Here is a 23,423-nt window from a genome sequence, read left to right on the forward strand (position 1 = left end):
ACCGTCGCGCTCGTACCCATCATACCCCCAGGCAAACCGCTTCTATTAGGCCGCGCGCCCGCGCCTCCGTCAAGAAGCCACCACCAGGGCCGTGGGCCACCAAGATATTGTGGATAAACCGCCTATCCACCCCACCCACTTGCGTTCCCGGTTGACTCGCATGGCCCCTGCCCGGACGATGTCAGGCCAAACGGGAATCATCCGGAGGACCCCTTGCGGTTCACCCGCCTGCGCCTGAACGGCTTCAAGAGCTTCGTCGACCCGACCGATCTGCTGATCGCCGACGGGCTGACGGGCGTTGTCGGCCCGAATGGCTGCGGCAAGTCGAACCTGCTGGAGGCGCTGCGCTGGGTGATGGGCGAGAACCGGCCCACCGCGATGCGCGGCTCGGGGATGGAGGACGTGATCTTTGCCGGCGCCTCCACCCGCCCGGCCCGCAACTTCGCCGAGGTGGTGCTGACGATCGACAATTCCGAGCGTCTGGCGCCCTCCGGCTTCAACGACCAGGACGCGATCGAGATCGTCCGCCGCATCACCCGTGACGCGGGCTCGGCCTACAAGGTCAACACCAAGGACGTGCGCGCCCGCGACGTGCAGATGCTCTTCGCCGACGCCTCCACCGGCGCGCATTCGCCCGCGCTGGTCCGGCAGGGCCAGATCTCGGAACTGATCAACGCCAAGCCGAAGAACCGCCGGGTGATCCTCGAGGAAGCCGCGGGCATCGGCGGCCTTTACCAGCGCCGGCACGAGGCGGAGCTCAGGCTGCAGGCGACCGAGGGCAACCTGACCCGGGTCGACGACCTGATCGAAAGCCTCGCCCAGCAGCTCGCCACCCTCGCCCGCCAGGCCCGCCAGGCCGCCCGCTACCGCGAGATCGGCGAGGAGCTGCGCCGCGCCGAGGGGATGCTGCTTTACCGCCGCTGGGCGGAGGCGGATCTTGCAAGGCAGGAGGCCGAGGGGCAGCTGACCGAGCGCACCCGCGCCGCCGCCCGCGCCGAGGCCGAGGCGCTTGCCGCCGGCCGCACCCGCGTCGCGCGCGAGGAGGCGCTGCCGCCGCTGCGCGAGGAGGAGACCATCGCCGCCGCGGTCCTGCAGCGCCTCACGGTGGAGCGCGACCGGCTGGCCGACGAGGAAGCCCGCGCCCGCCAGGAGATCGCGGCGCTGGAGGCCCGCATCGCCCAGATGGCCCGCGACATGGAGCGCGAGGCCGGCCTCAACCGCGACGCGGGCGAGACCATCGAGAAGCTCGACTGGGAAGAGGCCCAGATCGCCAAGGCCCAGGTCGGCCATGACGACCGGCTTTCGGCGGCAGCGGAGGCCGCGCGCGAGGCCGGTTCGGTGCTGCAGGACCGCGAGGCGGCGCTGGCCGAGGTGACGGAGGACGTGGCCCGCCTCGCCGCCCGCCACCAGTCCGCCCAGCGCATGCTCGCCGATGCCCGCACCACGCTGGACAAGAGCGAGGCCGAGGCTGGCAAGGCCCGTGCCGTGGTCGAGGGCGCCGCCTCCGCGCTGGACAAGGCCGGGGCCGATTTCACCGCCGCCGAGGACGCCGCCGAGGCCGCCACCGCCACCGCCGCCCGCGCCGAGGAGGTCCTGGAGGAGACCGAAGCCGCCCGCGCCGAGGCCCAGAGCCGCGAGGCCGAGGCCCGCGCCCAGCGCTCGGAGGCCGAGGGCGAGGCCAGCGCGCTGCGCGCCGAGGTCGCGGCGCTCGCCAAGCTGGTGGAGCGCGAGAGCCATGCCGGCGCGCAGCTTCTGGACCGGCTGACGGTGGCGCCGGGGTACGAACATGCCCTTGGCGCCGCGCTGGCCGACGACCTCCGCGCGCCGGTGGTCGAGGGCGACGAGCGCACCGGCTGGGCGGATCTGCCGGATTACGACGCGCCGCCCGCGCTGCCCGGGGGCGTGGTGCCGCTGGGCGTGCATGTCGAGGCGCCCGCGCTGCTGTCCCGCCGGCTTGGCCAGATCGGGCTGGTGGAGGCGGAGGAAGGCGACCGGCTGCAGCCTGCGCTGCTGCCCGGCCAGCGGCTGGTGACGCGCGGCGGCGACCTCTGGCGCTGGGACGGCTACCGGCTTTCGGCCGAGGATGCGCCCTCGGCCGCGGCGCTTCGGCTGCAGCAGCTCAACCGGCTGGTGGCGCTGAAGCGGGACCTGGAGGATGTCGCCGCCCGGGCCGAGGGCGCGCGTCAGGCGCACGAGCTCCTCCACGCCCGGATGACCGAACTCGCCCGCGCCGACCAGTCCGCACGCGAGGCCCGCCGCGCCGCCGACGCCCGCGTGGCCGAGGCGCAGCGCGCGCTGTCGCGGGCCGAGGCCGAACGCTCGATCACCGGCGGGCGACTCGAATCGGCCCGCCTCGCCGTCGCGCGCCACGAGGAAGAGGCGATGTCCGCCCGCGCGGCGCTTCGCGAGGCGGAGGCCACGGTGAAGGGGCTGCCGGATCTCGACACCGCCCGCGCCGGGGTGGAGGAGGTCAAGACCGCGGTCGAAGCCGCGCGGATGACGATGATGACCCGCCGCTCCGGCCATGACGAGATCCGCCGCGAGGGCGAGGCCCGCGCCCGCCGCCGGCAGGAGATCGCGCAGGAGGTGGCAAGCTGGCGCCAGCGGCTGGAGACCGCGGGAAGGCGCATCGCCGAGCTGGAGGAACGCAAGGCGGCCAGCGAGGAGGAGCTGGAAACGGCGCAGTCGAAGCCCGAGGCCATCGCCGCCAAGCGCGCCGAGCTGTCCGAGGCGATCGACGATGCCGAGGACCGCCGCGCCCGCGCCGCCGATGCGATGGCGGAAGCGGAGACCGCGCTAAGGACCGCGCAGGGCGCGGAGCGCGACGCCGAACGCGCGGCAGGCGAGGCGCGCGAGGCCCGCGCCCGCGCCGAGGCCCGGACCGAGGCCGCCCGCGAGGCCGCCGCCACCGCCGCCGAACGCATCCGCGAGGAGACCGAGGCAAGCCCGGCAAAGCTCCTCTCCACGCTCGACGCTGATCCCGAGAAGATGCCGTCGGCCGAGTCGCTGGAGGCCGACGTGAACCGCCTGAAGCGGCAGCGGGAAGCGCTCGGCGCGGTGAACCTGCGCGCCGAGGAGGACGCCCGCGAGGTGCAGACCGAGCATGACGATCTCGCCCGCGAGAAGGCCGACCTGGAGGAGGCGATCAAGAAGCTCCGCGCCGGGATCGCCGGACTTAACCGCGAGGGCCGCGAACGCCTGCTGACCGCCTTCGAACAGGTCAACTCCAGCTTCTCGATGCTGTTCCAGCACCTCTTCGGCGGTGGCGAGGCGCGCCTTGTGCTGGTCGAGAGCGACGACCCGCTGGAGGCCGGGCTGGAGATCATGTGCCAGCCGCCGGGCAAGAAGCTCTCCACCCTCTCGCTGCTGTCCGGGGGCGAGCAGACGCTGACGGCGCTGGCGCTGATCTTCGCGGTCTTCCTGGCCAACCCGGCGCCGATCTGCGTGCTCGACGAGGTCGACGCGCCGCTCGACGATGCCAACGTGACCCGCTTCTGCGACCTGATGGACGAGATGACGCGCCAGACCGAGACCCGCTTCCTCGTCATCACCCACCACGCGGTGACCATGAGCCGGATGGACCGGCTGTTCGGTGTGACGATGCAGGAACAGGGCGTCAGCCAGCTCGTCTCGGTGGACCTCAAGAAGGCCGAACAGCTGGTGGCGTGACCCCTCGCCCCGGGGGGCGGGCTCTGCGGAACCGGCGGCGGAACCGGGGCGTCAGAGCCGGTCCAGAAGCGCCTTCGTCGGCCAGCCGTCGGCGGGCAGGCCCAGCCGCTCCTGCGCCTTCTGCACCGCCCCCCGGGTCCCGGAGCCGAGAACGCCGTCGATCGCGCCCACGTCATAACCCCGCGCCTGCAGCTTGCGCTGCAGGGCCACCATCTCCGGCCCGGAGAGCCCGGGATCGGGATGGCCCGCGTCATAGGGGGGCGCACCCTCCATCCGGGTGGCGAAATAGGCCGCCGTGGTGACGTAGACGAAGCTCTTGTTCCACTGGAACAGCACCCGGTAATTGGCGAAGACGAGGAAGGCCGGCCCATGCCGCCCCTGAGGCAGCAGCAGCGAGGCCTCGAGCCCCCCGGCCGGCAGGGCCCCGTCGCGCGCCCGCACCCCCATCGCGGCCCATTGCGAAACCGGCATCTGGGTATCGAGCCCGGATTTCGCCCAGTCCATCCGCTCCGGCACCCGGACCTCGACCATCCAGGGCTGATGCGCCTGCCAGCCGAACATCTGCAGCATATGCGCCGCCGACATCAGCGCGTCGGGGGCAGAGGTCTTCAGCGTCACCTTGCCGTCGCCGTCGCCGTCCACCCCGCGTTCCAGGATGTCCTTCGGCAGCATCTGCACCTGTCCGACCTCGCCCGCCCATGCGCCGGTGGTGTGCAGGGGATCGAACTCGCCCTTTTCGTAAAGCGAGAGCGCGGCCAGCACCTGCGGCTGGAAGATCTGCGGCCGCCGGCAGTCATGCGCCAGCGTCAGCAGCGCGTTGCGGGTGTTGAAATCGCCCTGCACCGCGCCGAAGTCGGTCTCGAAGGCCCAGAAGGACAGAAGGATCCCCTTGGGCACGCCATAGCGCGCCTCGGCCCGGGCGAAGACGGAGGCGTATTTCTGCGCCATCACCCGGCCCCGGTCCAGCCGCTCCCGGCTGATCAGCGCGCGCGAGAAGTCGAGGAAATCCTTCTGGAAGAACCCCTGCGCCCGGTCGCGCCGCAGCACCCCCGGATCCTCCGCCGCACCGGCGAAGAACCGATCGACGGCCGCCTTGGGATGGCCCTCTGCGATCGCTTCCGCCTTCATCGCGGAGATGAAGGCATCGAAGCTGCCGCCGCAGGGCACGGCCAGCGCCGGGGTGGCGGCGAGCGTGGCGAGAAGGGCGAGAAGGGCGCGGGCGGGTCGTCGCATCGGGTCGCTCCAGGGCTTGCCGCCGCGGGTCCGGCCGGCGGGTGGGGGCGAGCTTAGCGATACCACCTCTGGTGGCAAGCCTCGGCCGGGGCGCCTCACGCCAATGCGCCCGGTCGGGAGGACGGCGCTCTACGGTGCGAAAGCGGTGCGAATACGGTGCGAAAGCGGTATGGCGTTTTCGCAGCCGAACCAAGGGCTTGGGTCCGGTCCGGCCGGAATGCGCCGGGCCTCGCCGCGCTCCCGGGTAAGGTCTCGGTAAGCTCTGGGGGAAAGCGGGCGGGCTCAGCCCGCCGCGCTCTTGGCTGCGCCCTTGGCCGGGCTCCTGGCGGCGGGGGCGAGCCGGCGGGCGTAGAGGCGGCGGATACCCATCGCGATCGCGCCCTCGATCGGCAGCACCACCAGGCAATAGGCCCAGACGATCAGCGCCAGCCGCCAGCCGATCGGCGTGACAAGCCCGCCATAGACCGCGATCAGCGTTCCGATCAGCTGCGTCGCCTCGGTGGTCAGGAACAGCCGCAAGGCCGGCAGCGGGCGGCGCCAGAACCAGCTCTGGTTGCGGGTGACGTAAAGCGTCATATGTCCGGAAACCAGCAATTTCAGGAAGATAAGCGTCTGGATCACGTCGCGGGGCAGATGCGCGACGGTGTCGGCATACCAGAACAGCAGGAAAGTCTCCGCCACCCCCATGACGCCCAGCGTGGTTGCGATGGTGATCACCCGCCGCATGTCCCAGCGCACCGGCTTTTCGGCCACGGCGACATTGTCATAGGCGATCATCATGATCGGGAAATCGTTCAGCACGGCCAGAAGGACGATCATGATCGCGGTGACCGGGTAAAAATTGTAGACGAGGATCGAGGCGGTCATGAACAGCAGCACCCGGATCGTCTCTGCGATGCGGAAGGTGGCGTAGCTCGTCATCCGCTCGAAGATCCGCCGCGCCTCCGCAATCGCCTCGGTGATGATCGACAGCCCCTGATCCGTCAGCACCAGATCCGCCGCCGCCCGCGCCGCATCCGTGGCCCCCGAGACGGCGATCCCGGCATCCGCCTGCTTCAGCGCCGGGGCGTCGTTCACGCCGTCGCCCGTCATCGCGACGATACTGCCACTGTCTTGTAAAACCTGCACAATCTTGAACTTATGCTCGGGCAGGACGCGGGCGAAGCCATCCGCTGCCCGCACCCGCTGAGAGACCTCGGCGGAGGGCCCGTCAAGGAGCTGCCCAGCCGGGCTGATGTTCTGGCCAAGGCCGAGCTGCCCCGCGATCTGGCGGGCGATGGCCTCGTGATCGCCGGTGATCATCTTGACCGTCAGCCCCATCGCCTTGGCGCGGGCGATGGTGCCGGCCGCATCCGGCCGGGGCGGGTCGAAGATCGGAATCAGGCCGAGGAACTGCCAGCTTTCGCCGCGCGCCTGCGCCACGCCGAGGGCGCGGAACCCCTCGCCCGCCAGCGCGTCCACCTGCGCCTCCACCGCCTTGCGCGCGGCGCCGTCGAGCCCGGCGAGATCGAGGATCACCTGCGGCGCGCCCTTGGAAAACCGCCAGTCTTCCCCGTCCTTCGTGGCCGCGGTTTCGGTCCGCTTGGAGATCGGGTCGAAGGGCGTGAACCGGCCCCGGGCGAAGGCCTTCACCCCGTCCAGATCCGCCGCCGCGCGCAGCACCGCCTGGTCGATCGCATCGGGCCCAGAGAGGTTGCAGGCGATGGCCGCCGCCGTCAGCAGCGTCTCTTTCTCCACCCCCTCCTCCGGTCGCGGCGCCTCCACCGTCAGCTGGTTGAGGGTCAGCGTTCCGGTCTTGTCCGAGCAAAGGACGTCGACGCCCGCCATCTCCTCGATCGAGACGAGGCGCGAGACGATCGCCTTCATCCGCGCCAGCCGCTCTGCCCCGACCGCCATGGTGACGGAAAGCACCGTCGGCAGCGCCACCGGGATCGCGGCGACGGTCAGGATCAGCGCGAACTGCACCGCCTCCCAGAACGGATTCTGCCGCAGAACGGAAACCACGAGGATGAGCGCCACCAGCGCCAGCGCGGTGATGATCAGGAAGTTCCCGATCCGCATCACCGCCTGCTGGAAGTGCGACCGGTGCTGGGCCGATTGCACAAGCGCCGCGGTGCGGCCGAAATAGGTGGTCATGCCGGTGGCGCTGACCTCGCCTACCATCTCGCCCAGTTTGACGACCGAACCGGAATAGGCGGTATCGCCCGGTTTCTTGTCGACCGGCAGGGATTCGCCCGTCAGGGCCGCCTCGTCGGTGGACAGGTAGTCGCCCGCGCGCAGGGTGAGGTCGGCGGGAACGATGTTGCCGATCTCCAGCCGGACGATGTCGCCGGGCACGAGGTCGCGGGCCGCGATTTCCTGCCAGCGCTTGTCGCGCAGGACGCGGGCGGAGGGGGCGAGCTTCTGCTTCAGCAGCGCGATGGCGTTATCGGCCTTGTTCTCCTCGAAGAAACCGACGCCCGCGTTGACCAGAAGCATGGCCGCGATCACCGCGAAATCGGCCCAGTCGGCGAGCATCAGCGACAGGATCGCCGCCGCCTCGATCAGCCAGGGGATCGGGCCCCAGAAGTAGCCGGAGATGCGCGACAGCAGGCTCTGGTGTTTCTCCTGAAGCGCGTTGGGGCCGAAGCGGGACAGGCGCGCGGCGGCCTCGGCGCCGGTCAGGCCGGTCTCGATGTCGGTCGCGGGGGCTGCCGGCGTCTCTGCAACGGCCTCGTTTTCAACCACAGCCATCGCACTTACCCCTACGCGCCCGTTTCCACCCCGATCGCCGTCGGCGCGCGCGCCTCCGCCAGCATCGCTGCCACCGCCGCCGAGGCGAGCCGCGCCTTCGGTCCGTCCGACCGGCTGGTCAGCACGATCGGCACCCGGGCGCCGACGACGATCCCGGCCGCCTCGGCCCCGGCGAGATATTCCAGCTGCTTGGCCAGCATATTGCCCGATTCGAGATCGGGCACGACTAGGATATCCGCCTGCCCCGCGACCGGCGAGGTCAGGTGCTTGATCTGCGCCGCCCGTAGGTTCACCGCATTGTCGAAGGCTAGCGGCCCGTCGAGCAGCCCGCCGGTGATCTGGCCGCGCTCCGCCATCTTGCAGAGCGCCGCCGCCTCGATGGTGGAGCGGATCTTCGGATCCACCGTCTCCACCGCCGAGAGGATCGCCACGCGGGGCTGGGCGATGCCCAGCACATGGGCGAGGTCGATGGCGTTTCGCACGATATCGGCCTTGTCGGAAAGCGTCGGCGCGATGTTGACTGCGGCATCGGTGATCATCAGCACATGCGGATAGCGCGGCACGTCGAAGATGAAGACATGGCTGATCCGGCGGGTGCCGCGCAGGCCGATATCGTCGGCCATGACGGCGTGCATGAAGGTGCTGGTGTGAAGGCTGCCCTTCATCAGGACGTGGGTCTTGTTCTTGCGGCAGAGCTCCACGCCCTTGGCGGCGGCGGCCTCCTCCGTCGGCATGTCGACGAGGACATGGGCCGAGAGGTCGAGCCCGAGGCCGGCGGCCAGCGTCTCGATCTCACGCACGGGGCCGATGAGGATCGGCTTGATCACCCCGGCCGAGGCCGCCTCGCAGGCGCCCTGCAGCGCGACCTCACTCAGCGGATAGACGACGGCGGTATCGATCGGCGGCGTGGCCTGGGCCCGCGCCAGAAGGGCGGAGAAGACGTGATGGCCTTCGGACATGGCGCGGTCTCCGCCAGCAACGGGCGCGGGAAACGGCGTTTTCGCGCCCCCCGCGCCGAGAACTTTCTGCGGCGCGGCATCGGCTGTCAAGCCGGCCTTGCGGGTACCGCCCTGTTCACGGCGGGAGCGATCGGTCGGGCCCGGCATGGGCGTCCTTCCGTCTGCGGTTGAGTCATGGATATCTCTAGACCCGCGGAGCGCCCGCAGGCAATCCCGACCGGGCCGCGACCTATTCGCGCGCCAGCCGTTCCAGGTACCGCCCGTACTCGGTCTTGGCGAAGAGTTTGGCGCGGTCGCGCAGGCCCGCGCGGTCGATCCAGCCGGCGGTATAGGCGATCTCGTCGGGCGAGCCGACCTGCAGGCCCTGCCGCTGTTCCAGCGTGCGCACGAAGTTCCCGGCGTCGAGCAGGCTCGCGTGGGTGCCGGTGTCGAGCCAGGCATAGCCGCGGCCCATCTTCTCCACCCGCAGGGCGCCCTCGGCGAGGTACATCTCCAGCAGCGTCACGATCTCCAGCTCGCCGCGGGCCGAGGGTTTGACGGCGCGCGCCCGCTCTGGGGCGGTGCCGTCGAGGAAGTAGAGGCCGGTGACGGCATAGTCCGAGGGCGGCACCTCCGGCTTCTCGAGGATGGCGCGGGCGCGGCCTTCGGCGTCAAACTCGACCACGCCGTAGCGTTCGGGATCGGAGACGCGGTAGCCGAAGACGGTGCCGCCGGTCTCGCGCGCATCGGCGGCGGCGAGAACCTCCGGCAGGCCATGGCCGAAGAAGATGTTGTCGCCCAGGACCATGGCGGAGGGGGCGCCGGCGAGGAAGTCCTCGCCCAGGATATAGGCCTGCGCCAGCCCGTCGGGCGAGGGCTGGACGATGTAGGAAAGATCCATGCCCCACTGGCTGCCGTCGCCGAGGAGCCGCCTGAACTGCGGCTGGTCGTCGGGCGTGGTGATGATCAGGACTTCGCGGATCCCCGCCAGCATCAGCACCGAGAGCGGGTAATAGACCATGGGCTTGTCATAAAGCGGCAGAAGCTGCTTCGAGACGCCCATGGTGATCGGGTAAAGCCGCGTGCCGGAGCCGCCGGCGAGGATGATGCCCTTGCGTTTCAACTTGTTACTCCAAGGTCGGCCAGAACCTCGGCCAGGCCCGCGCGCCAGTCGGGGCGGGGGAGGCCGAAGGTGGTGGCAAGCGTGGTGCAGTCCAGCCGGGAATTGGCCGGGCGTTTGGCCGGGGTCGGATAGGCCGCGGTCGGGATGTCGGTGACGGCGACGGGGCGGTGGGCCTGCGCGAAGATCTCGCGCGCGAAATCGGCCCAGCTGACGTCCGGGGCCCCCGCGAAATGGTAGGTGCCGGACTTGCCCGGATCGGCGGCGAGCTGCGCGGCCATGGCCAGCAGCGCCGCCGCGATGTCCCCGGCCGGGGTCGGCCCGCCGACCTGGTCGCCGACCACGTTCAGCGCCTCGCGGGTCTCCGCCAGCCGCAGCATGGTCTTCACGAAGTTCGCGCCATGGGCCGAGAAGACCCAGGAGGTGCGCAGGATCGCATGGGGACCACTGGCCGCGCGCACCGCATCCTCTCCCGCGAGCTTGGTGCGGCCATAGGCGCCCAGCGGGCCGGTCGGATCGTCGGGCTGCCAGGGCCGGTCACCCGAGCCGTCGAAGACGTAATCGGTCGAGACATGCAGGAAGGGGATGCCGAGGCCGGCGCAGGCGCGCGCCATCGCGCCCGGGGCCTCGCCATTGACGACCTGCGCCGCGGCGTCCTCGGCTTCCGCCTTGTCGACCGCGGTCCAGGCGGCGGCGTTGATCACGGCCTCCGGCGCGGCCTTGGCGATCGCGGCGGCACAGGCGGCGGGATCGGCGAGATCGGCAGCCTCGCGGCCAAGGAACCTTGCCGCCGGCGCCCGGCGTGCGAGCTCGCGCGCGACCTGCCCTGTTCGGCCGAAGACCAGGAGCCTCATGCGGTTCCGAGCCTCTTGCCGACGCCCTCGCGGCTTTGCAGCGCGCGCCACCAGGCCTCGTTGTCCAGATACCAGCGCACCGTGCGCTCCAGCCCTTCCTCCAGCGTCACCGAGGGCCGCCAGCCCAGCTCCGTCCGGATGCGGGTCGGGTCGATCGCGTAGCGCGCGTCATGGCCGGGGCGGTCGGTGACGAAGCTGATCAGCCGGTCGTGCGGCGCGCCCTCCGGCCGGAGCCGGTCGAGGATGGCGCAGATCATGTGGACGAGGTCGATGTTGCGGGCCTCGTTCTCGCCGCCGATGTTGTAGCTGCGGCCCACCGCGCCCTCGGTCAGCACCTTCAGCAGCGCGTCGGCGTGGTCCTCGACATAAAGCCAGTCGCGCACGTTGGTGCCCTGCCCGTAGACCGGGATCGGTTTGCCCGCGAGCGCGTTCAGGATCACCACGGGGATCAGCTTCTCGGGGAAGTGATAGGGCCCGTAGTTGTTCGAGCAGTTCGTCATGACCACCGGCAGGCCATAGGTCTCGTGCCAGGCGCGGACGAGGTGGTCGGAGGCGGCCTTCGACGCCGAATAGGGCGAGTTCGGCGCGTAGGGCGTGTCTTCGGTGAATTGCCCGGTCTCGCCCAGCGTGCCGAAGACCTCGTCGGTGGAGATGTGGTGGAAGCGGAAGCCTTCGGGCTTGCCCTCGGCCGTCCAGTACGCCCGCGCAGCCTCCAGCATGTTGTAGGTGCCGGTGACGTTGGTCTCGATGAAGGCGCCGGGCCCGTCGATGGAGCGGTCGACGTGGCTCTCGGCGGCAAGATGCATCACCGCGTCGGGCCTGTGGGTGGCGAAGACCCGGTCGAGCGCGGCGCGGTCGCGGATATCGGCCTCTTCGAAGGCATAGAGCGGGCTCGTGGCGACCGAGGCGACGTTCTCGAGGCAGGCGGCATAAGTGAGTGCGTCGAGGTTCACCACGGCATGGCCGCGCGCCACGGCGAGGCGCACCACCGCCGAGCCGATGAAGCCCGCGCCGCCGGTCACGAGGATCTTCATTCTTCGCCCTCCCAGCGGAAGGGAGAGGCGAAATCGGCGAAGGCCTGGGCCTTGGCGTCCTTCTCCGACAGGATCGGCGGGCCGTCCCAGCCCCAGTCGACGCCGGCGCTGTCCCAGCGCACGCCGCCGTCACAGTCGGGCGCGTAGTAATCGGTGCATTTGTAGACGATCTCGGTGTCGTCCTCGAGCGTGACGAAGCCATGCAGGAACCCCGCCGGGATCCAGAGCTGGCGGCCGTTCTCGAAGCTCAGCTCCTCGGCGACCCATTGGCCATAGGTGGGCGAACCCACGCGCGCATCGACGGCGACGTCGCGCAGCCGCCCCCGGCCGCAGCGGATGAGCTTGCCCTGCGCATGCGGCGGCGACTGGAAATGCAGGCCGCGGACTGTGCCGGCAGAGGCCGAGAACGAATGGTTGTCCTGCACGAACTCCGGCAGACGCACCCCAGCGCCTTCCAGCGTCCGGCGGTTCCAGGTCTCCGCGAAAAAGCCGCGGGAGTCGCCATGGCGGCGCGGCGTGAGGAGGAGAAGGCCGGGAAGAGAGGTCGGAGAAATCTGCATCGGGGCTGTGCGCTCACATTCACCATCTAATCGAGGCCGCTGCTAGCATGACAAGGCGAGGCTGTCACCCGAGCATGGCGCGCGGGGAGTTTTCCCCCGCAATCGGCCGCTCGGGAGCCTCCCACGCAATTAACCGAACTTTAAGCCTAATAGCGTGTTGATGACCCCACCGGAGGACCCGGGAGAACCGACGGGGGGACCATGACCCGCAGCTTCGCATCCGACAGTTTCGACACCACGCGGCCCGCGAGGGCCGTGGCGCGGCAGGCCCGCGCCGGCGGGCTCTATGACCACGGAATCAAGCGGGCGCTGGACATCCTGCTGGTGCTCGCCTCGGCCCCGTTCAGCCTGCCGCTGATCCTTCTGGTGGCCGCCCTCGCGGCGCTCGACGGGCACAACCCGTTCTTCCTGCAGATCCGCCTTGGCCGCGGCGGCACCCGCTTCCGGATGATCAAGATCCGCACCATGGTGCCGGATGCGGAAGCGCGGCTGCAGGCGCTGCTGGCCGCTGACCCGGGCGCGGCGCGCGAATGGGCGGCGTACCAAAAGCTGCGCCGCGATCCCCGGATCGCCCCGCTTGGCCGGGTCCTGCGCGCCGCCTCGCTCGACGAGCTGCCGCAGCTGCTGAACGTGCTCGCCGGCCATATGTCGCTCGTCGGGCCGCGGCCGATGCTGCCGGAGCAGCGCGCGCTTTACCCCGGCACGGCCTACGAGGGGCTGCGCCCCGGCCTCACCGGCCTCTGGCAGACAGAGGCACGAAACCACGCCACCTTCGCCGAGCGGGCCCTGTTCGACAGCTGCTATGCCGCCTCGCTCTCGCTCGCCACCGACATGCGGATCCTCGCGCGCACGGTGCGGGCGGTGGTCCAGCTGCCTGGCGAATAGACCCGGAAGAGGGACGATCCGATGGCCCGATACCTCTGCCCGTTCAGCCCCGGCCACAGACGCGCCGTACTCGCGGTCGCGGGGCTCCTCTTCTGGCTTGCCTGCACCGCGCAGGCGCTGGGCCAGATGCGATACACCGTCCAAGCGGGAGACCGGCTGCGAATCGAGGTGCTGGAGGACGAGAGCCTCAACCGGGAGCTTCTGGTTCTGCCGGACGGCACGATCTCTTTTCCCTATCTGGGCGCCCTCGGCGTCGCGGGGCAGACAACCGACGCCATCGCCAAGGCGATCACCCGGGGCATCGCGCCGCAATTCGCGATCCGGCCGACGGTCAACGTCTCGGTCCGCGGGCTGGGGCGGCGGGCCCCGGCGCAACCGGCCGCAGGGCACCGGATCGACGTGTTTCTGACCGGCGAGATCGCCAAGGCCGGCAAGGTCGAGGTCGCCCCCGGCACCACCCTTCTGCAGGTGCTGGCGCAGGCGGGGGGCGTGACCGGCTTCGCCGCCCGCCGGCGGATCGAGCTGCACCGCCACGATCCCCGCACCGGCACCGACCGGATCTACGTCTTCTCGCTGACGGGCCGGCCCGCCCGAGGCAGGGGGGCCGTAGCACTCGGCACGGAAGTGCAGGCCGGCGACGTAATCCTGGTGCCGACGCGGCGGCTTTTCGAATAGGCCCGGGATGCGGATCGCCCTTGCCTGCCTGGCCCTGCATTTCTGCGCCGCCGCAGCCCCGGCAGGGGCCGGGGAGGACCCGCCGCCGGGCACCACGCTGCGCTTCGATCTCGCATCCGCCCTGCGGGTGGATCGCAACTTCGCCCTCGCCCCCGCCGCGCCGGGAACCTCCACGCTTTTTGACACGCGGCTGGGCTTCGGCCTCCGCTCGGTCACGCGGCAGGACCGGCTGATCCTCGATCTTGGCGGCACGCTGCGGCTGGCCCGGCTGCCCGGGCAGGGGGACGAGGCGCGCATTGACGACCGCACGGCGCGGCTGGGCTACCACCACACCGGCGCCGGTGCGCGGATGGAGGTCCGCGTCGAGACCGGGGTGGCCGATCTGCGCTTCCTCGACCCGCTGGAGCAGGCCCGGCTGTCGGGCAGCGACCTCGCCGGCGGCACGGCGGGCCAGCGGCGCATCACTACGGCTCGGCTCGGCTTCGCATCCGGGATCGACGCACCCCTCGGACTGACGGCCGAGGCCGGGGCGCGGACCCGGCGCTATTCCGGGGCAGGCGCAGGCCATTACGACAGCCGCAGCCTGCGGGCCCGGCTTGGCCTTCGGCTGCAGCTGGCGGAGGGCGCCGAGGCCCGCGCCTGGCTCAGCCGGATCGACTATCGCGCGAAGGACCCTGCCGGGTCAGTGGAACGGCAGGGCCGGCTGGGCGTCACGCTGGCGCAGGACCTGCCCGGCGCGCTGCGGCTGGAGCTGAGCCTCGGCGCGGCGCGGCAGACGCAGACCACCGGGCGCCGGAGCACGGCGATCGGCGGTGCGGTGCTGACCCGCGAGGCCGGGCGTGGGCGGCTTTCGGCAGAGCTCCGCCGCGATCTAGGGCCGAACGGGCCGCGGCAGACGCTCCTGCTTTCACGCGTGATCGAGCTGCCGGAGGGCGGGCTTTGCTTCCGCCTCGGGGCCTCGCGTCTCAACGGCGGCGCGACGGAGGGGCTGGCGCGGCTGGACTACCGCCAGGCCCTGCCCACGGGACGGTTCCGCCTGCGCCTGTCGCGCGAGATCGCGAGCCCGGTGCCGGACGGCGGTCTCGACGTGGGCGAGGAGCTGATCACCCGGGCCGACGCACGCTACCGCTACCAGATCAGCGCGCGCGACAGGATCGACCTCTCGGCGCTTTTCGCCCGCACCGACCCGGCGCTTGCATCCGGTGCCGGGCGGCAGAGCTGGACCACGCTCAGCGCCACCTTCACCCGCCAGATGACGCCCGGCTGGGCCCTCGCGGCCGGGATCAGCCATCGGCGCAGCACCGCGGCCGGCATTGCGGGCCGCGACAACCTACTCTTCCTCCGGCTCAGCCGCAGCCTGACCGTCCGGCCCTGAGCTGACGGAGAATTCGCTTGCGCGCGGGGGTCCCAATGCCGCAGTCAGGGGCCATGATCCGAGCCGACGCCCCAGTCAGACCGCCCCGCGAGAGCCTCCCCCGCCGCTTCACCGGCTGGATCCGGAGGGAGCCGGTGGCGGCCGTGATCCTGATCCTCTGCGTCGCGATCGAGGCGGCGCTGGAGGGCAACGACGCCGGGCTGTGGGGCGCGCCGGGCTGGCGCGACGCCGCCTATTACTACGGCGCCTTCTGGGCCCCGCTGCTGAAGGGTGTGGCGCCGCTCTTTCCCGGCCAGCGGGAGGCGATGTTTCTCAGCTACGCGTTCCTGCACGGCGGCTTCCTGCATGTGACGCTGAACATGTGGACGCTTGTGGTGCTGACCCCGCCGGTGACGGCGCGGCTGGGCCAGGGGCGGTTTCTCGTCCTTTACCTGATCACGGCGGTGGGCGGCGGTGCGGGCTTTGCGCTCTTCAGCTTCTCGAACAATCCGATGATCGGCGCCTCCGGTGCGCTCTTCGGCATGGCGGGCGCGCTGCTGGCCTGGGCCTGGTCGGACCGCCGCGCCTTCGGCTGGAGCCGGATGCAGACTGCGCGGGCGCTGGCGCGGCCGATCCTCTACCTCGTCGCCTTCAACGTGGTCTTCTTCTTCGTCACCAATGGCGAGCTCGCCTGGGGCGCGCATCTGGGCGGGTTCCTGACCGGCTGGGTCGTGGCGCTTCTGCTCGGCCGCCGCGGCTGGCCTTTTGCGAAGACCCGCTCGTAAGCGGCCAGAAGCGGGGGCACCGAATGCGCCCAGCAGAGGCGCTCGACCAGCCGCGCGCGGCCGATCTGCCCGATGTCCCGGGCGCGCGCGGGATCCTCGATCAGGCTGGCGATCTTCCGGGCGAAATCGCGCGGGTCGTTCGGCCTTGCGTAAAGCGCCCCCTCGCCCGCCGAGGCGCGCCCCTCGGCAAGGTCGAACTGCACCACCGGCTTTGCCAGCGCCATGTATTCCAGCACCTTGTTCATGGTGGAGATGTCGGTCATCGCGGTCTTCGGGTCCGGGCTGACGCCGATGTCGCAGCTGTTGAGCGCGGCCAGAAGCGCCGCGCCGTAGAGCGGACCGGTGAAGGTGAAATGCCGCTCCAGCCCCCGGGCGGCGACGTCGCGCCGCACCTCTGCCAGATGCGGCCCGAAGCCCGCGATAAGGGCATGAAGGTCGGCATGCCCCATCTCGTGCACCAGGTGGTCGACGGCTGACACGAGAAGGTCCATCCCCTCCTGCTGGCCGATCACCCCGACGTAGCCGAGCACGGTCCGCGCACCCTTCCGCAGCGCCGCGTCGGGGGGGCCGGGGGCGAAGCTTTGCGCCGGCGGGCCAGAGCGGACGACGAAGACATCCTCTGCCGCCATCCGCCCGCGGGTCAGCGCGATGCGCCGGAAGCTTTCGTTCGGGGCGATCGAAACGCTGGCCGCGGCGAAACTCAACCGCTCGCAGAGGCGCATCAGGCGTCGGAGCGGGCCGCGGCGGTGGAACTTGGCCTCGAACAGCTCGGGGCAGGCGTCGTGCTGGTCGAAGACGAACCGCACCCCGCGCGGGCGGTAGAGCAGCGCGATGAGGAACAGAAGATCGGGCGGGTTGCAGCCGTGGATCACGTCGAAGCCTCGCGTCCGCCAGACCTGCCGGGTACGGCGCAGCATGTGGCGGAGCGCATGGACGTATTCCCGCGCGTAGGCGCCGGCGCCGGAATGCGCCTCGGGTGGTTCGGGGTAGCGGTGGATCTCCACCCCCTCGCGCAGTTCGAAGGGCTCGGTCCATCCCCGGCCCGTCGGGCAGATGACGCTGACCTCGTGGCCATGCGCCACAAGCGTCGTTGCCTCCATCCAGACCCGCCGGTCAAGCGGGACCGGCAGGTTCTCCACCAGGATCAGGACCCGGCGGCGCGGCCCGGGTACAAAGCTCTCATCGGTCACGGCCCTCTCCCCGTCCGCAAGCACGGGGCCAGTGAACCGCGCGCAGAGTTAAAGCGGGGTTAACCGTGGGGTGGCAGAGAACCAGCCCAGGCCGGGCGAAAGCTGCGGCCGTCCGAGGTCGCAGGCATACGGGCGCGGCCCGGGGGGCCTGCCAGCCAAGCAGGAGGTCCGATGGACAGTTTCAAGGAATTTCCGACCACACCGGTCTCGCCCGCGCATGACGCGGCCGCCGTCACCCCCGACGACGCCGCCGCGCTGGCCGAGGTCAGCCGCGCGCTTTACGTCGGCCAGGCCGGGGACCTGGCGGTCACCATGGCAGGGGGGCAGCAGGTCACCTTCGCGGGCGTCGCGGCGGGCAGCCTGCTGCCGGTGCGGGCCGAGCGGGTGCGCGCGACCGGCACCACGGCGGGAGCGATCGTCGCGCTCTGGTGAGCGGGATCAGGTGAAGTGGTTGTCGCGCGGGAAGCCGCGCGGCGCCATCCGCCCGGCAGAGGCGCGCGCGCCCAGCCATTCGGAAAGATCGGTTTCGGTCCGCGTCCGCCCGGCGGGATCCTTCCAGCTGAGGCCCTGGGCAAGCTCGAACGTGGTCGCATCCGACAGCCCGCCGTCCTTGTAGCGCTGCAGCCGGTTGCCCTTGCCGCGCGCCATCTCCGGCAGCTCGGCCAGCGGGAAGACCAGCATCTTGCGGTTCTCGCCGACCACGGCGACATGATCGCCCGCCACCACGCGGCAGACCTTTGCCTTCACGCCCTCGCGCACGTTCAGCACGACCTTGCCGGCGCGGGTCTGGGCCAGCACCTCGTCCATCGGCACCACGAAGCCGTCGCCCGCGTCGGAGGCCACGAGCAGCTTCTCGCCGCTGCGATAGACCAGCATCTCGACGATCTCCGCCTCGTTCGGCAGGTCGACCATCAGCCGCAGGGGTTCGCCCATCCCGCGCCCGCCGGGCAGGTTGGCGCCCATGACGGTGTAGATCCGCCCGTTCGAGCCGCAGATCAGGATCCGGTCGGTGGTCTCGGCATGGAAGGCAAAGCGGGGTCCGTCGCCGTCCTTGAACTTCATCTCGGTGTCGAGCGCGACATGGCCCTTCAGCCCCCGCACCCAGCCCATCTTGGAGCAGACGACGGTGATCGGCTCGCGCTCGATCATCGCCTCCAGCGGCACTTCCTCCACCTCCGCCGCCTCTGCGAGGTCGGAGCGGCGGGCGCCGCCCGGCGCGTCCTTGCCGAAGCTCTTGCGGACCTCGCGCAGCTCACCGGCGATGACGCCCCATTGCAGCGACTCGCTGTCGAGGAGGTCCTGCAGACCGGCGCGCTCCTTCATCAGTTCGTCCTGCTCGCGCAGCAGCTCCAGCTCCTCCAGCCGGCGCAGGCTGCGCAGGCGCATGTTGAGGATCGCCTCGGCCTGGATCTCGGTCAGCGTCGGCTCGTCCGCAGCGCCCGGGCGGGCCAGCTTGAGGGGCGAGACATAGTCCTTCTCGGAACTCGCGCGGCTGTGCGGGTTGCCCCAGTCCTCCACCATCAGCGCGGCCTTGGGCTCGTCGTCGTAGCGGATGATGTCGATGACGCGATCGAGGTTCAGGAAGGCGGTGATGAAGCCTTCGAGGACCTCCAGCCGGTGGTCGATCTTGCCCAGCCGATGGGCGCTGCGCCGTTGCAGCACCTCGCGCCGGTGGTCGAGGAAGGCGCGCAGCACCTCCTTGAGCGAGCAGACCTTGGGCGTGCGCCCGTCGATCAGCACGTTCATGTTCATCGCGAAACGGATCTCGAGATCGGAATTCCGGAACAGCGTGCCCATCAGCACCTCTGGATCCACCGTCCGCGAGCGCGGCTCCAGGATCAGGCGCACGTCCTCGGCGCTCTCGTCGCGCACATCGGCGAGAATCGGCACCTTCTTCAGCTGGATCAGCTCGGCGAGCTTCTCGATCAGCTTCGATTTCTGCACCTGGTAGGGGATCTCTGTGACCACGACCTGCCACTGGCCGCGGCCGAGGTCCTCGACCTGCCAGCGGGCGCGCAGGCGGATCGAGCCGCGGCCGGTGCGGTAGGTCTCCAAGAGGCTCCCGCGCGGCTCGACGATCACCCCGCCGGTGGGGAAATCGGGGCCGGGGACATAGCCCATCAGCGTCTCGTCGCGCGCCTCGGGCGTCTTGATGAGGTGCAGGCAGGCCTCGATCAGCTCGCCGATGTTGTGCGGCGGGATGTTGGTCGCCATGCCGACGGCGATGCCGCTGGCCCCGTTGGCCAGAAGGTTCGGGAAGGCGGCGGGCAGCACCACCGGCTCTTCCAGCGTGCCGTCGTAGTTCGGGCGGTAATCGACGGCGTTCTCGTCCAGGCCCGCCAGCAGCGCCTCGGCCGCCGGGGTCAGCCGGGCCTCGGTGTAGCGTTCGGCGGCGGGGTTGTCGCCGTCGATGTTGCCGAAGTTGCCCTGCCCGTCGACCAGCGGGTAGCGGACGTTGAAATCCTGCGCCAGGCGGGCGAGCGCGTCATAGATCGCGGCATTGCCGTGGGGGTGATAGTCGCCCATCACCTGGCCGGAGATCTTGGCACATTTCCGGTAGGCGCCCGAGGAGGCCAGCCGCAGCTCGCGCATCGTGTAAAGGATGCGGCGGTGCACCGGCTTCAGACCGTCGCGCACATCCGGCAGCGCCCGGTCCATGATCGTCGACAGCGCATAGGTCAGGTAACGCTCGCCGATTGCCCGCGAAAGCGGTTCGGCCAGCGGCGCCGTCTCCATATTGTTGTCGTCGTCGGATGCGCTCATGGATCTGGTGTAAATCGCCCCAAAGCCGGGGTCCAGAGCCAATCCCGCGCCTTGCCGCCGAAGCGCGCGCGGGCTAGCCAGAATGCAGCAGTTTTCGCGGAGGACGCATGGCGGACCGCACGATCCTGATCACCGGCTGTTCCTCCGGCATCGGCTACGACGCCGCCCGCGGGCTGAAGGCTCGGGGCTGGCGGGTCTTCGCGACCTGCCGAAAGCCGGAAGACTGCACACGGCTTCAGGCCGAGGGGCTGGAAAGCCTGCCTCTCGACCTCGCCGACCCCGAAAGCATCGCCGCAGCGGTGGAAGAGGTGCTTTCGCGCACGGGTGGCACGCTCGACGCGCTCTACAACAACGGCGCCTTTGCCTGCCCCGGCGCGGTGGAGGACCTGCCGCGCGGCGCGCTTGCCGAGATCTTCGAGACCAACGTCTTCGGCACCCACGACCTGACCCGCCGGATCATCCCGGTGATGCGGGCGCAAGGGCACGGCCGGATCGTCACCTGCTCCTCCGTCCTCGGGCTTGTCGGCGCGCGCTGGCGGGGGGCCTATGTGGCGACGAAATTCGCCCTCGAAGGGCTGACCGACGTGATGCGGATCGAGATGCGCGACACGCCCCTGAAATTCATCCTGATCGAGCCGGGGCCGGTCACCTCCAGGATCCGCGTCAACGCGATCCCCCATTTCGAACGCTGGGTGAACTGGCAGGCCTCGCCCCGCGCCGGCCAGTACCGCGATCAGCTGAGGAAACGGCTTTACGAGGACAGGGGGCCAGACCCGTTCGAGCTTCCCGCCGCCGCCGTGACCCGCAAGCTTGTCCATGCGCTGGAAAGTGCGCGGCCGCGGGCGCGCTATTACGTCACCACGCCGACCTACCTGATGGGTGCGCTCAGGCGGATCCTGCCGACATCGGCACTCGACTGGCTGATCGCCAAGGGCTGAAATCCGCCCGCTGCGCCGACCCGCCGCAGCAGTTTCCGGTTCGCTTTTGCCCGCCGTCGCGATAGGGATGGCCAAGGGGGGCCTTGCCATGTTCCACGATCCGCTCTTCATCCTCGTCGTCATTGCCGTGCTGGTCACGCTCTTCATCCTGATGCTCGGGATCGGCAGCTTCGGCTTCGGCGGCAAGTTCCACGCAAACAACGCCAACCGGCTGATGCGATACCGTATCGCGGCGCAGGCGGTCGCCATCCTCTGCATCCTCATCTTCGTATATTTCCGGCGCTGACCATGGTCGTTCTGAATCGCATCTACACCCGCACCGGGGACAAGGGATCCACCGCGCTCGGCGACGGCTCCCGCGTGCCCAAGCATTCGCTCCGCGTTGCCGCCTACGGCACGGTGGACGAGACGAACTCCGCCCTCGGCCTCGCCCGCCTGCATGCAGAGGGGGAGGCCGACGCCGCCCTTGCCCGGATCCAGAACGACCTGTTCGACCTTGGCGCCGATCTGTGCCGTCCGGACATGGCCAAGGACGCCGAGGCGCCCTACCCCGTGCTGCGCATGGTCGAGAGCCAGGTCGCCCGGCTGGAAGGCGAGATCGACGCGATGAACGCAAAGCTGGAACCGCTGCGCAGCTTCATCCTGCCCGGCGGTTCGCCGCTGGCCGCGCATCTCCACCTCTGCCGCACCATCTGCCGGCGGGCCGAGCGGCTCGCGACCGAGCTTGCGGGCGAGGAGGAGGTCAACCCGGCCGCCGTCAAATACCTCAACCGCCTGTCGGACTGGTTCTTCGTCGCCGCCCGTATCGCCAATGACGACGGCCGCGCCGATGTCCTCTGGGTGCCCGGCGCGACGCGTTAGGGGAAAACGCGGCGTCCTGTCGCCGAAACCTGTCGATTTTGACCTGTCGTTTGGGGCGGCAAGCCGGTAACAACCCTCGGACGACGCCATGTCCCCGGGGCCCGGGGGGCTGACAGAGAGGAGTGCACGCATGAAGGTTCTGGTGCCCGTGAAGCGGGTGATCGACTACAACGTTAAGGTCCGTGTGAAGGCGGACGGGTCGGGCGTTGACTTGGCCAACGTGAAGATGTCGATGAACCCGTTCGACGAGATCGCTGTTGAACAGGCGATCCGGCTGAAGGAAGCCGGGCAGGCCGAAGAGATCGTCGTCGTGTCCGTGGGCGTGAAGCAGTCGCAGGAGACGCTCCGCACCGCGCTTGCGATGGGCGCGGACCGCGCGATCCTGATCGAGGCCGCCTCGGACGTGCATCAGGACATTGAGCCGCTGGCGGTGGCCAAGCTTCTGGCCGCCGTGGTGAAGGAAGAGGCCCCCGGCCTGGTTCTCGCCGGCAAGCAGGCGATCGACAATGACATGAACGCCACCGGCCAGATGCTGGCGGCGCTGCTGGGCTGGTCGCAGGGCACCTTCGCCTCCGAGCTGGCGGTGGAGGGCGACACCGCCGTCGTCACCCGCGAGGTCGACGGCGGGTTGCAGACGATCAAGGTGAAGATGCCGGCCGTGGTGACGGTCGACCTGCGCCTGAACGAGCCGCGCTACGCTTCGCTGCCGAACATCATGAAGGCGAAGAAGAAGCCGCTGGAGGAAAAGACGCCCGCCGATTACGGCGTCGACGTCACCCCGCGGCTGACCGTGGTCAAGACGGTCGAGCCCGCCGGCCGCAAGGCGGGCGTAAAGGTCGGCTCGGTCGAGGAGCTGATCGCGAAACTCAAGGACGAAGCGGGGGTGATCTGATGGCCGTTCTTCTTCTGGGCGAAGTGACCGACGGCACGCTTTCGGTCGATGCCACCGCCAAGACCGTCAACGCCGTCAAGGCCCTGGGCGATATCACCGTGCTCTGCGCCGGCGCCCATGCCGCCGAGGCCGCCGCCGAGGCCGCGAAGATCGCGGGCGTGGCCAAGGTGCTCTGCGCCGAGGATGCCTCGCTCGGGCACCGGCTGGCGGAACCCACCGCGGCGCTGGTCGTGGGCCTCGCCTCCGGCTACAGCCACATCGTGGCGCCGGCGACGACCGACGCCAAGAACGTGCTGCCGCGCGTCGCGGCACTTCTGGACGTGATGGTGATCTCGGACGTCTCCGGCGTCGACGACGCCGAGACCTTCGAACGCCCGATCTACGCCGGCAACGCGGTCCAGACGGTGAAATCGTCCGACCCGATCAAGGTCGTCTCGATCCGTACCTCGGCCTTCGACGCGGCTCCTATGGGCGGCTCCGCGCCGGTGGAGACGATCTCCGCCGCCGCCGACCCGGGCCTGTCGAACTGGGTGGAAGACAAGGTCGCCGCCTCCGACCGGCCAGAGCTGACTTCGGCCAAGATCGTCGTCTCCGGCGGCCGCGGCGTCGGCTCCGAAGCCGATTTCGCGCTGATCGAGAAGCTGGCCGACAAGCTCGGCGCAGCCGTGGGCGCCTCGCGCGCGGCAGTCGATTCGGGGTTTGCCCCGAACGACTGGCAGGTCGGACAGACCGGCAAGGTCGTGGCGCCGGACCTCTACGTCGCCGTCGGCATCTCGGGCGCGATCCAGCACCTCGCCGGGATGAAGGACTCCAAGGTCATCGTCGCCATCAACAAGGACGAAGAGGCGCCGATCTTCCAGGTCGCCGATTACGGCCTCGTCGCCGACCTTTTCCAGGCCGTGCCGGAGCTGACCGACAAGCTCTGAGGCCCCCGCCTCC

Annotated in this window: 19 protein-coding genes and 1 pseudogene; 11 read left to right on the forward strand and 9 right to left on the reverse strand. The window is 70.2% G+C overall.

The features are described 5' to 3' along the window. Window positions 1-213: 213 nt before the first annotated feature. Complete coding sequence (locus EIP85_RS10210) at window positions 214-3,669, forward strand: chromosome segregation SMC family protein (protein WP_127902085.1); 3,456 nt, start codon at window positions 214-216, stop codon at window positions 3,667-3,669. Between the two features lie 51 nt (window positions 3,670-3,720). Here the strand turns inward: EIP85_RS10210 and EIP85_RS10215 are convergent, their stop codons facing one another. The 7 genes from EIP85_RS10215 to rfbC form a co-directional block, all read right to left on the reverse strand. Then, entirely contained in the window at window positions 3,721-4,902 is a 1,182-nt protein-coding gene (locus tag EIP85_RS10215) for a lytic murein transglycosylase (protein WP_127902086.1), read from the reverse strand. Between the two features lie 282 nt (window positions 4,903-5,184). Further along, window positions 5,185-7,635: a plasma-membrane proton-efflux P-type ATPase gene (locus tag EIP85_RS10220; protein WP_127902087.1), complete on the reverse strand. Its 2,451-nt coding sequence runs from the start codon at window positions 7,633-7,635 to the stop codon at window positions 5,185-5,187. Window positions 7,636-7,646: 11 nt separating this feature from the next. Beyond that, a complete protein-coding gene (locus tag EIP85_RS10225; RefSeq protein WP_127902088.1) occupies window positions 7,647-8,594 on the reverse strand; it encodes a bifunctional enoyl-CoA hydratase/phosphate acetyltransferase in 948 nt (315 codons plus the stop codon). Window positions 8,595-8,823: 229 nt separating this feature from the next. Beyond that, window positions 8,824-9,696, reverse strand: a complete 873-nt coding sequence (rfbA, locus tag EIP85_RS10230) for a glucose-1-phosphate thymidylyltransferase RfbA (protein WP_127902089.1) — start codon at window positions 9,694-9,696, stop codon at window positions 8,824-8,826. Continuing rightward, a complete protein-coding gene (rfbD, locus tag EIP85_RS10235) occupies window positions 9,693-10,547 on the reverse strand; it encodes a dTDP-4-dehydrorhamnose reductase (protein WP_127902090.1) in 855 nt (284 codons plus the stop codon). Before rfbD ends, rfbA begins: the two co-directional genes overlap by 4 nt. Beyond that, the gene (rfbB, locus tag EIP85_RS10240; RefSeq protein ID WP_127902091.1) at window positions 10,544-11,581 is read right to left on the reverse strand and encodes a dTDP-glucose 4,6-dehydratase; all 1,038 of its coding nucleotides are present in this window, start codon (window positions 11,579-11,581) and stop codon (window positions 10,544-10,546) included. The genes rfbD and rfbB overlap by 4 nt, the downstream gene beginning before the upstream one ends. Next, window positions 11,578-12,141, reverse strand: coding sequence for a dTDP-4-dehydrorhamnose 3,5-epimerase (gene rfbC, locus EIP85_RS10245; protein ID WP_127902092.1), 564 nt, complete (start codon window positions 12,139-12,141; stop codon window positions 11,578-11,580). The genes rfbB and rfbC overlap by 4 nt, the downstream gene beginning before the upstream one ends. Before the next feature lie 201 nt (window positions 12,142-12,342). Between rfbC and EIP85_RS10250 the strand changes: the two genes are divergently transcribed. The 4 genes and pseudogenes from EIP85_RS10250 to EIP85_RS23205 form a co-directional block, all read left to right on the forward strand. Continuing rightward, the gene (locus tag EIP85_RS10250) at window positions 12,343-13,026 is read left to right on the forward strand and encodes a sugar transferase (RefSeq protein WP_127902093.1); all 684 of its coding nucleotides are present in this window, start codon (window positions 12,343-12,345) and stop codon (window positions 13,024-13,026) included. 21 nt (window positions 13,027-13,047) lie between these two features. Beyond that, entirely contained in the window at window positions 13,048-13,701 is a 654-nt protein-coding gene (locus EIP85_RS10255; protein WP_127902094.1) for a polysaccharide biosynthesis/export family protein, read from the forward strand. A 7-nt stretch (window positions 13,702-13,708) separates the two neighbouring features. Further along, on the forward strand, window positions 13,709-15,076 hold the full coding sequence (locus tag EIP85_RS10260) for a hypothetical protein (protein WP_127902095.1): 1,368 nt from the start codon (window positions 13,709-13,711) through the stop codon (window positions 15,074-15,076). A 359-nt stretch (window positions 15,077-15,435) separates the two neighbouring features. Further along, window positions 15,436-15,747 (forward strand): annotated as a pseudogene (locus EIP85_RS23205) (rhomboid family intramembrane serine protease); the annotation flags it as partial. On the opposite strand, the gene EIP85_RS10270 reads toward EIP85_RS23205, so the two are convergent. Further along, window positions 15,693-17,030: a glycosyltransferase family 4 protein gene (locus tag EIP85_RS10270; protein ID WP_241559954.1), complete on the reverse strand. Its 1,338-nt coding sequence runs from the start codon at window positions 17,028-17,030 to the stop codon at window positions 15,693-15,695. The pseudogene EIP85_RS23205 and the gene EIP85_RS10270 overlap by 55 nt on opposite strands. 171 nt (window positions 17,031-17,201) lie before the next feature. Here EIP85_RS10270 and EIP85_RS10275 point away from each other — a divergent pair, with 171 nt between their 5' ends. After that, window positions 17,202-17,462 (forward strand): spike base protein, RCAP_Rcc01079 family, encoded by a 261-nt coding sequence (locus EIP85_RS10275; RefSeq protein WP_127902098.1) that lies wholly within the window; start codon window positions 17,202-17,204, stop codon window positions 17,460-17,462. A gap of 6 nt (window positions 17,463-17,468) precedes the next feature. On the opposite strand, the gene EIP85_RS10280 is transcribed toward EIP85_RS10275, so the two are convergent. Then, window positions 17,469-19,793 (reverse strand): DNA topoisomerase IV subunit A, encoded by a 2,325-nt coding sequence (locus tag EIP85_RS10280; RefSeq protein WP_127902099.1) that lies wholly within the window; start codon window positions 19,791-19,793, stop codon window positions 17,469-17,471. Between the two features lie 107 nt (window positions 19,794-19,900). Here EIP85_RS10280 and EIP85_RS10285 point away from each other — a divergent pair, with 107 nt between their 5' ends. From EIP85_RS10285 to EIP85_RS10305, 5 genes are all read left to right on the forward strand, one after another. Then, window positions 19,901-20,731 (forward strand): SDR family NAD(P)-dependent oxidoreductase, encoded by an 831-nt coding sequence (locus EIP85_RS10285; protein WP_127902100.1) that lies wholly within the window; start codon window positions 19,901-19,903, stop codon window positions 20,729-20,731. An 88-nt stretch (window positions 20,732-20,819) separates the two neighbouring features. Next, complete coding sequence (locus EIP85_RS10290; protein WP_127902101.1) at window positions 20,820-21,017, forward strand: twin transmembrane helix small protein; 198 nt, start codon at window positions 20,820-20,822, stop codon at window positions 21,015-21,017. A gap of 2 nt (window positions 21,018-21,019) precedes the next feature. After that, window positions 21,020-21,592: a cob(I)yrinic acid a,c-diamide adenosyltransferase gene (locus EIP85_RS10295; RefSeq protein WP_127902102.1), complete on the forward strand. Its 573-nt coding sequence runs from the start codon at window positions 21,020-21,022 to the stop codon at window positions 21,590-21,592. A gap of 130 nt (window positions 21,593-21,722) precedes the next feature. Then, window positions 21,723-22,484 (forward strand): electron transfer flavoprotein subunit beta/FixA family protein, encoded by a 762-nt coding sequence (locus tag EIP85_RS10300; RefSeq protein ID WP_127902103.1) that lies wholly within the window; start codon window positions 21,723-21,725, stop codon window positions 22,482-22,484. Next, window positions 22,484-23,410, forward strand: a complete 927-nt coding sequence (locus EIP85_RS10305) for an electron transfer flavoprotein subunit alpha/FixB family protein (RefSeq protein WP_127902104.1) — start codon at window positions 22,484-22,486, stop codon at window positions 23,408-23,410. Before EIP85_RS10300 ends, EIP85_RS10305 begins: the two co-directional genes overlap by 1 nt. Window positions 23,411-23,423: the final 13 nt, after the last annotated feature.

Source organism: Solirhodobacter olei, assembly GCF_004010155.1.
Taxonomy (GTDB): domain Bacteria; phylum Pseudomonadota; class Alphaproteobacteria; order Rhodobacterales; family Rhodobacteraceae; genus Solirhodobacter; species Solirhodobacter olei.

Coding starts and splice junctions, on each gene's coding strand:
- EIP85_RS10215 (WP_127902086.1), bottom strand. CDS start 4,902: ATGCGACGACCCGCCCGCGCCCTTCTCGCCCTTCTCGCCACGCTCGCC.
- EIP85_RS10220 (WP_127902087.1), bottom strand. CDS start 7,635: ATGGCTGTGGTTGAAAACGAGGCCGTTGCAGAGACGCCGGCAGCCCCC.
- EIP85_RS10225 (WP_127902088.1), bottom strand. CDS start 8,594: ATGTCCGAAGGCCATCACGTCTTCTCCGCCCTTCTGGCGCGGGCCCAG.
- rfbD (WP_127902090.1), bottom strand. CDS start 10,547: ATGAGGCTCCTGGTCTTCGGCCGAACAGGGCAGGTCGCGCGCGAGCTC.
- rfbB (WP_127902091.1), bottom strand. CDS start 11,581: ATGAAGATCCTCGTGACCGGCGGCGCGGGCTTCATCGGCTCGGCGGTG.
- rfbC (WP_127902092.1), bottom strand. CDS start 12,141: ATGCAGATTTCTCCGACCTCTCTTCCCGGCCTTCTCCTCCTCACGCCG.
- EIP85_RS10250 (WP_127902093.1), top strand. CDS start 12,343: ATGACCCGCAGCTTCGCATCCGACAGTTTCGACACCACGCGGCCCGCG.
- EIP85_RS10255 (WP_127902094.1), top strand. CDS start 13,048: ATGGCCCGATACCTCTGCCCGTTCAGCCCCGGCCACAGACGCGCCGTA.
- EIP85_RS10260 (WP_127902095.1), top strand. CDS start 13,709: ATGCGGATCGCCCTTGCCTGCCTGGCCCTGCATTTCTGCGCCGCCGCA.
- EIP85_RS10275 (WP_127902098.1), top strand. CDS start 17,202: ATGGACAGTTTCAAGGAATTTCCGACCACACCGGTCTCGCCCGCGCAT.
- EIP85_RS10280 (WP_127902099.1), bottom strand. CDS start 19,793: ATGAGCGCATCCGACGACGACAACAATATGGAGACGGCGCCGCTGGCC.
- EIP85_RS10285 (WP_127902100.1), top strand. CDS start 19,901: ATGGCGGACCGCACGATCCTGATCACCGGCTGTTCCTCCGGCATCGGC.
- EIP85_RS10290 (WP_127902101.1), top strand. CDS start 20,820: ATGTTCCACGATCCGCTCTTCATCCTCGTCGTCATTGCCGTGCTGGTC.
- EIP85_RS10295 (WP_127902102.1), top strand. CDS start 21,020: ATGGTCGTTCTGAATCGCATCTACACCCGCACCGGGGACAAGGGATCC.
- EIP85_RS10300 (WP_127902103.1), top strand. CDS start 21,723: ATGAAGGTTCTGGTGCCCGTGAAGCGGGTGATCGACTACAACGTTAAG.
- EIP85_RS10305 (WP_127902104.1), top strand. CDS start 22,484: ATGGCCGTTCTTCTTCTGGGCGAAGTGACCGACGGCACGCTTTCGGTC.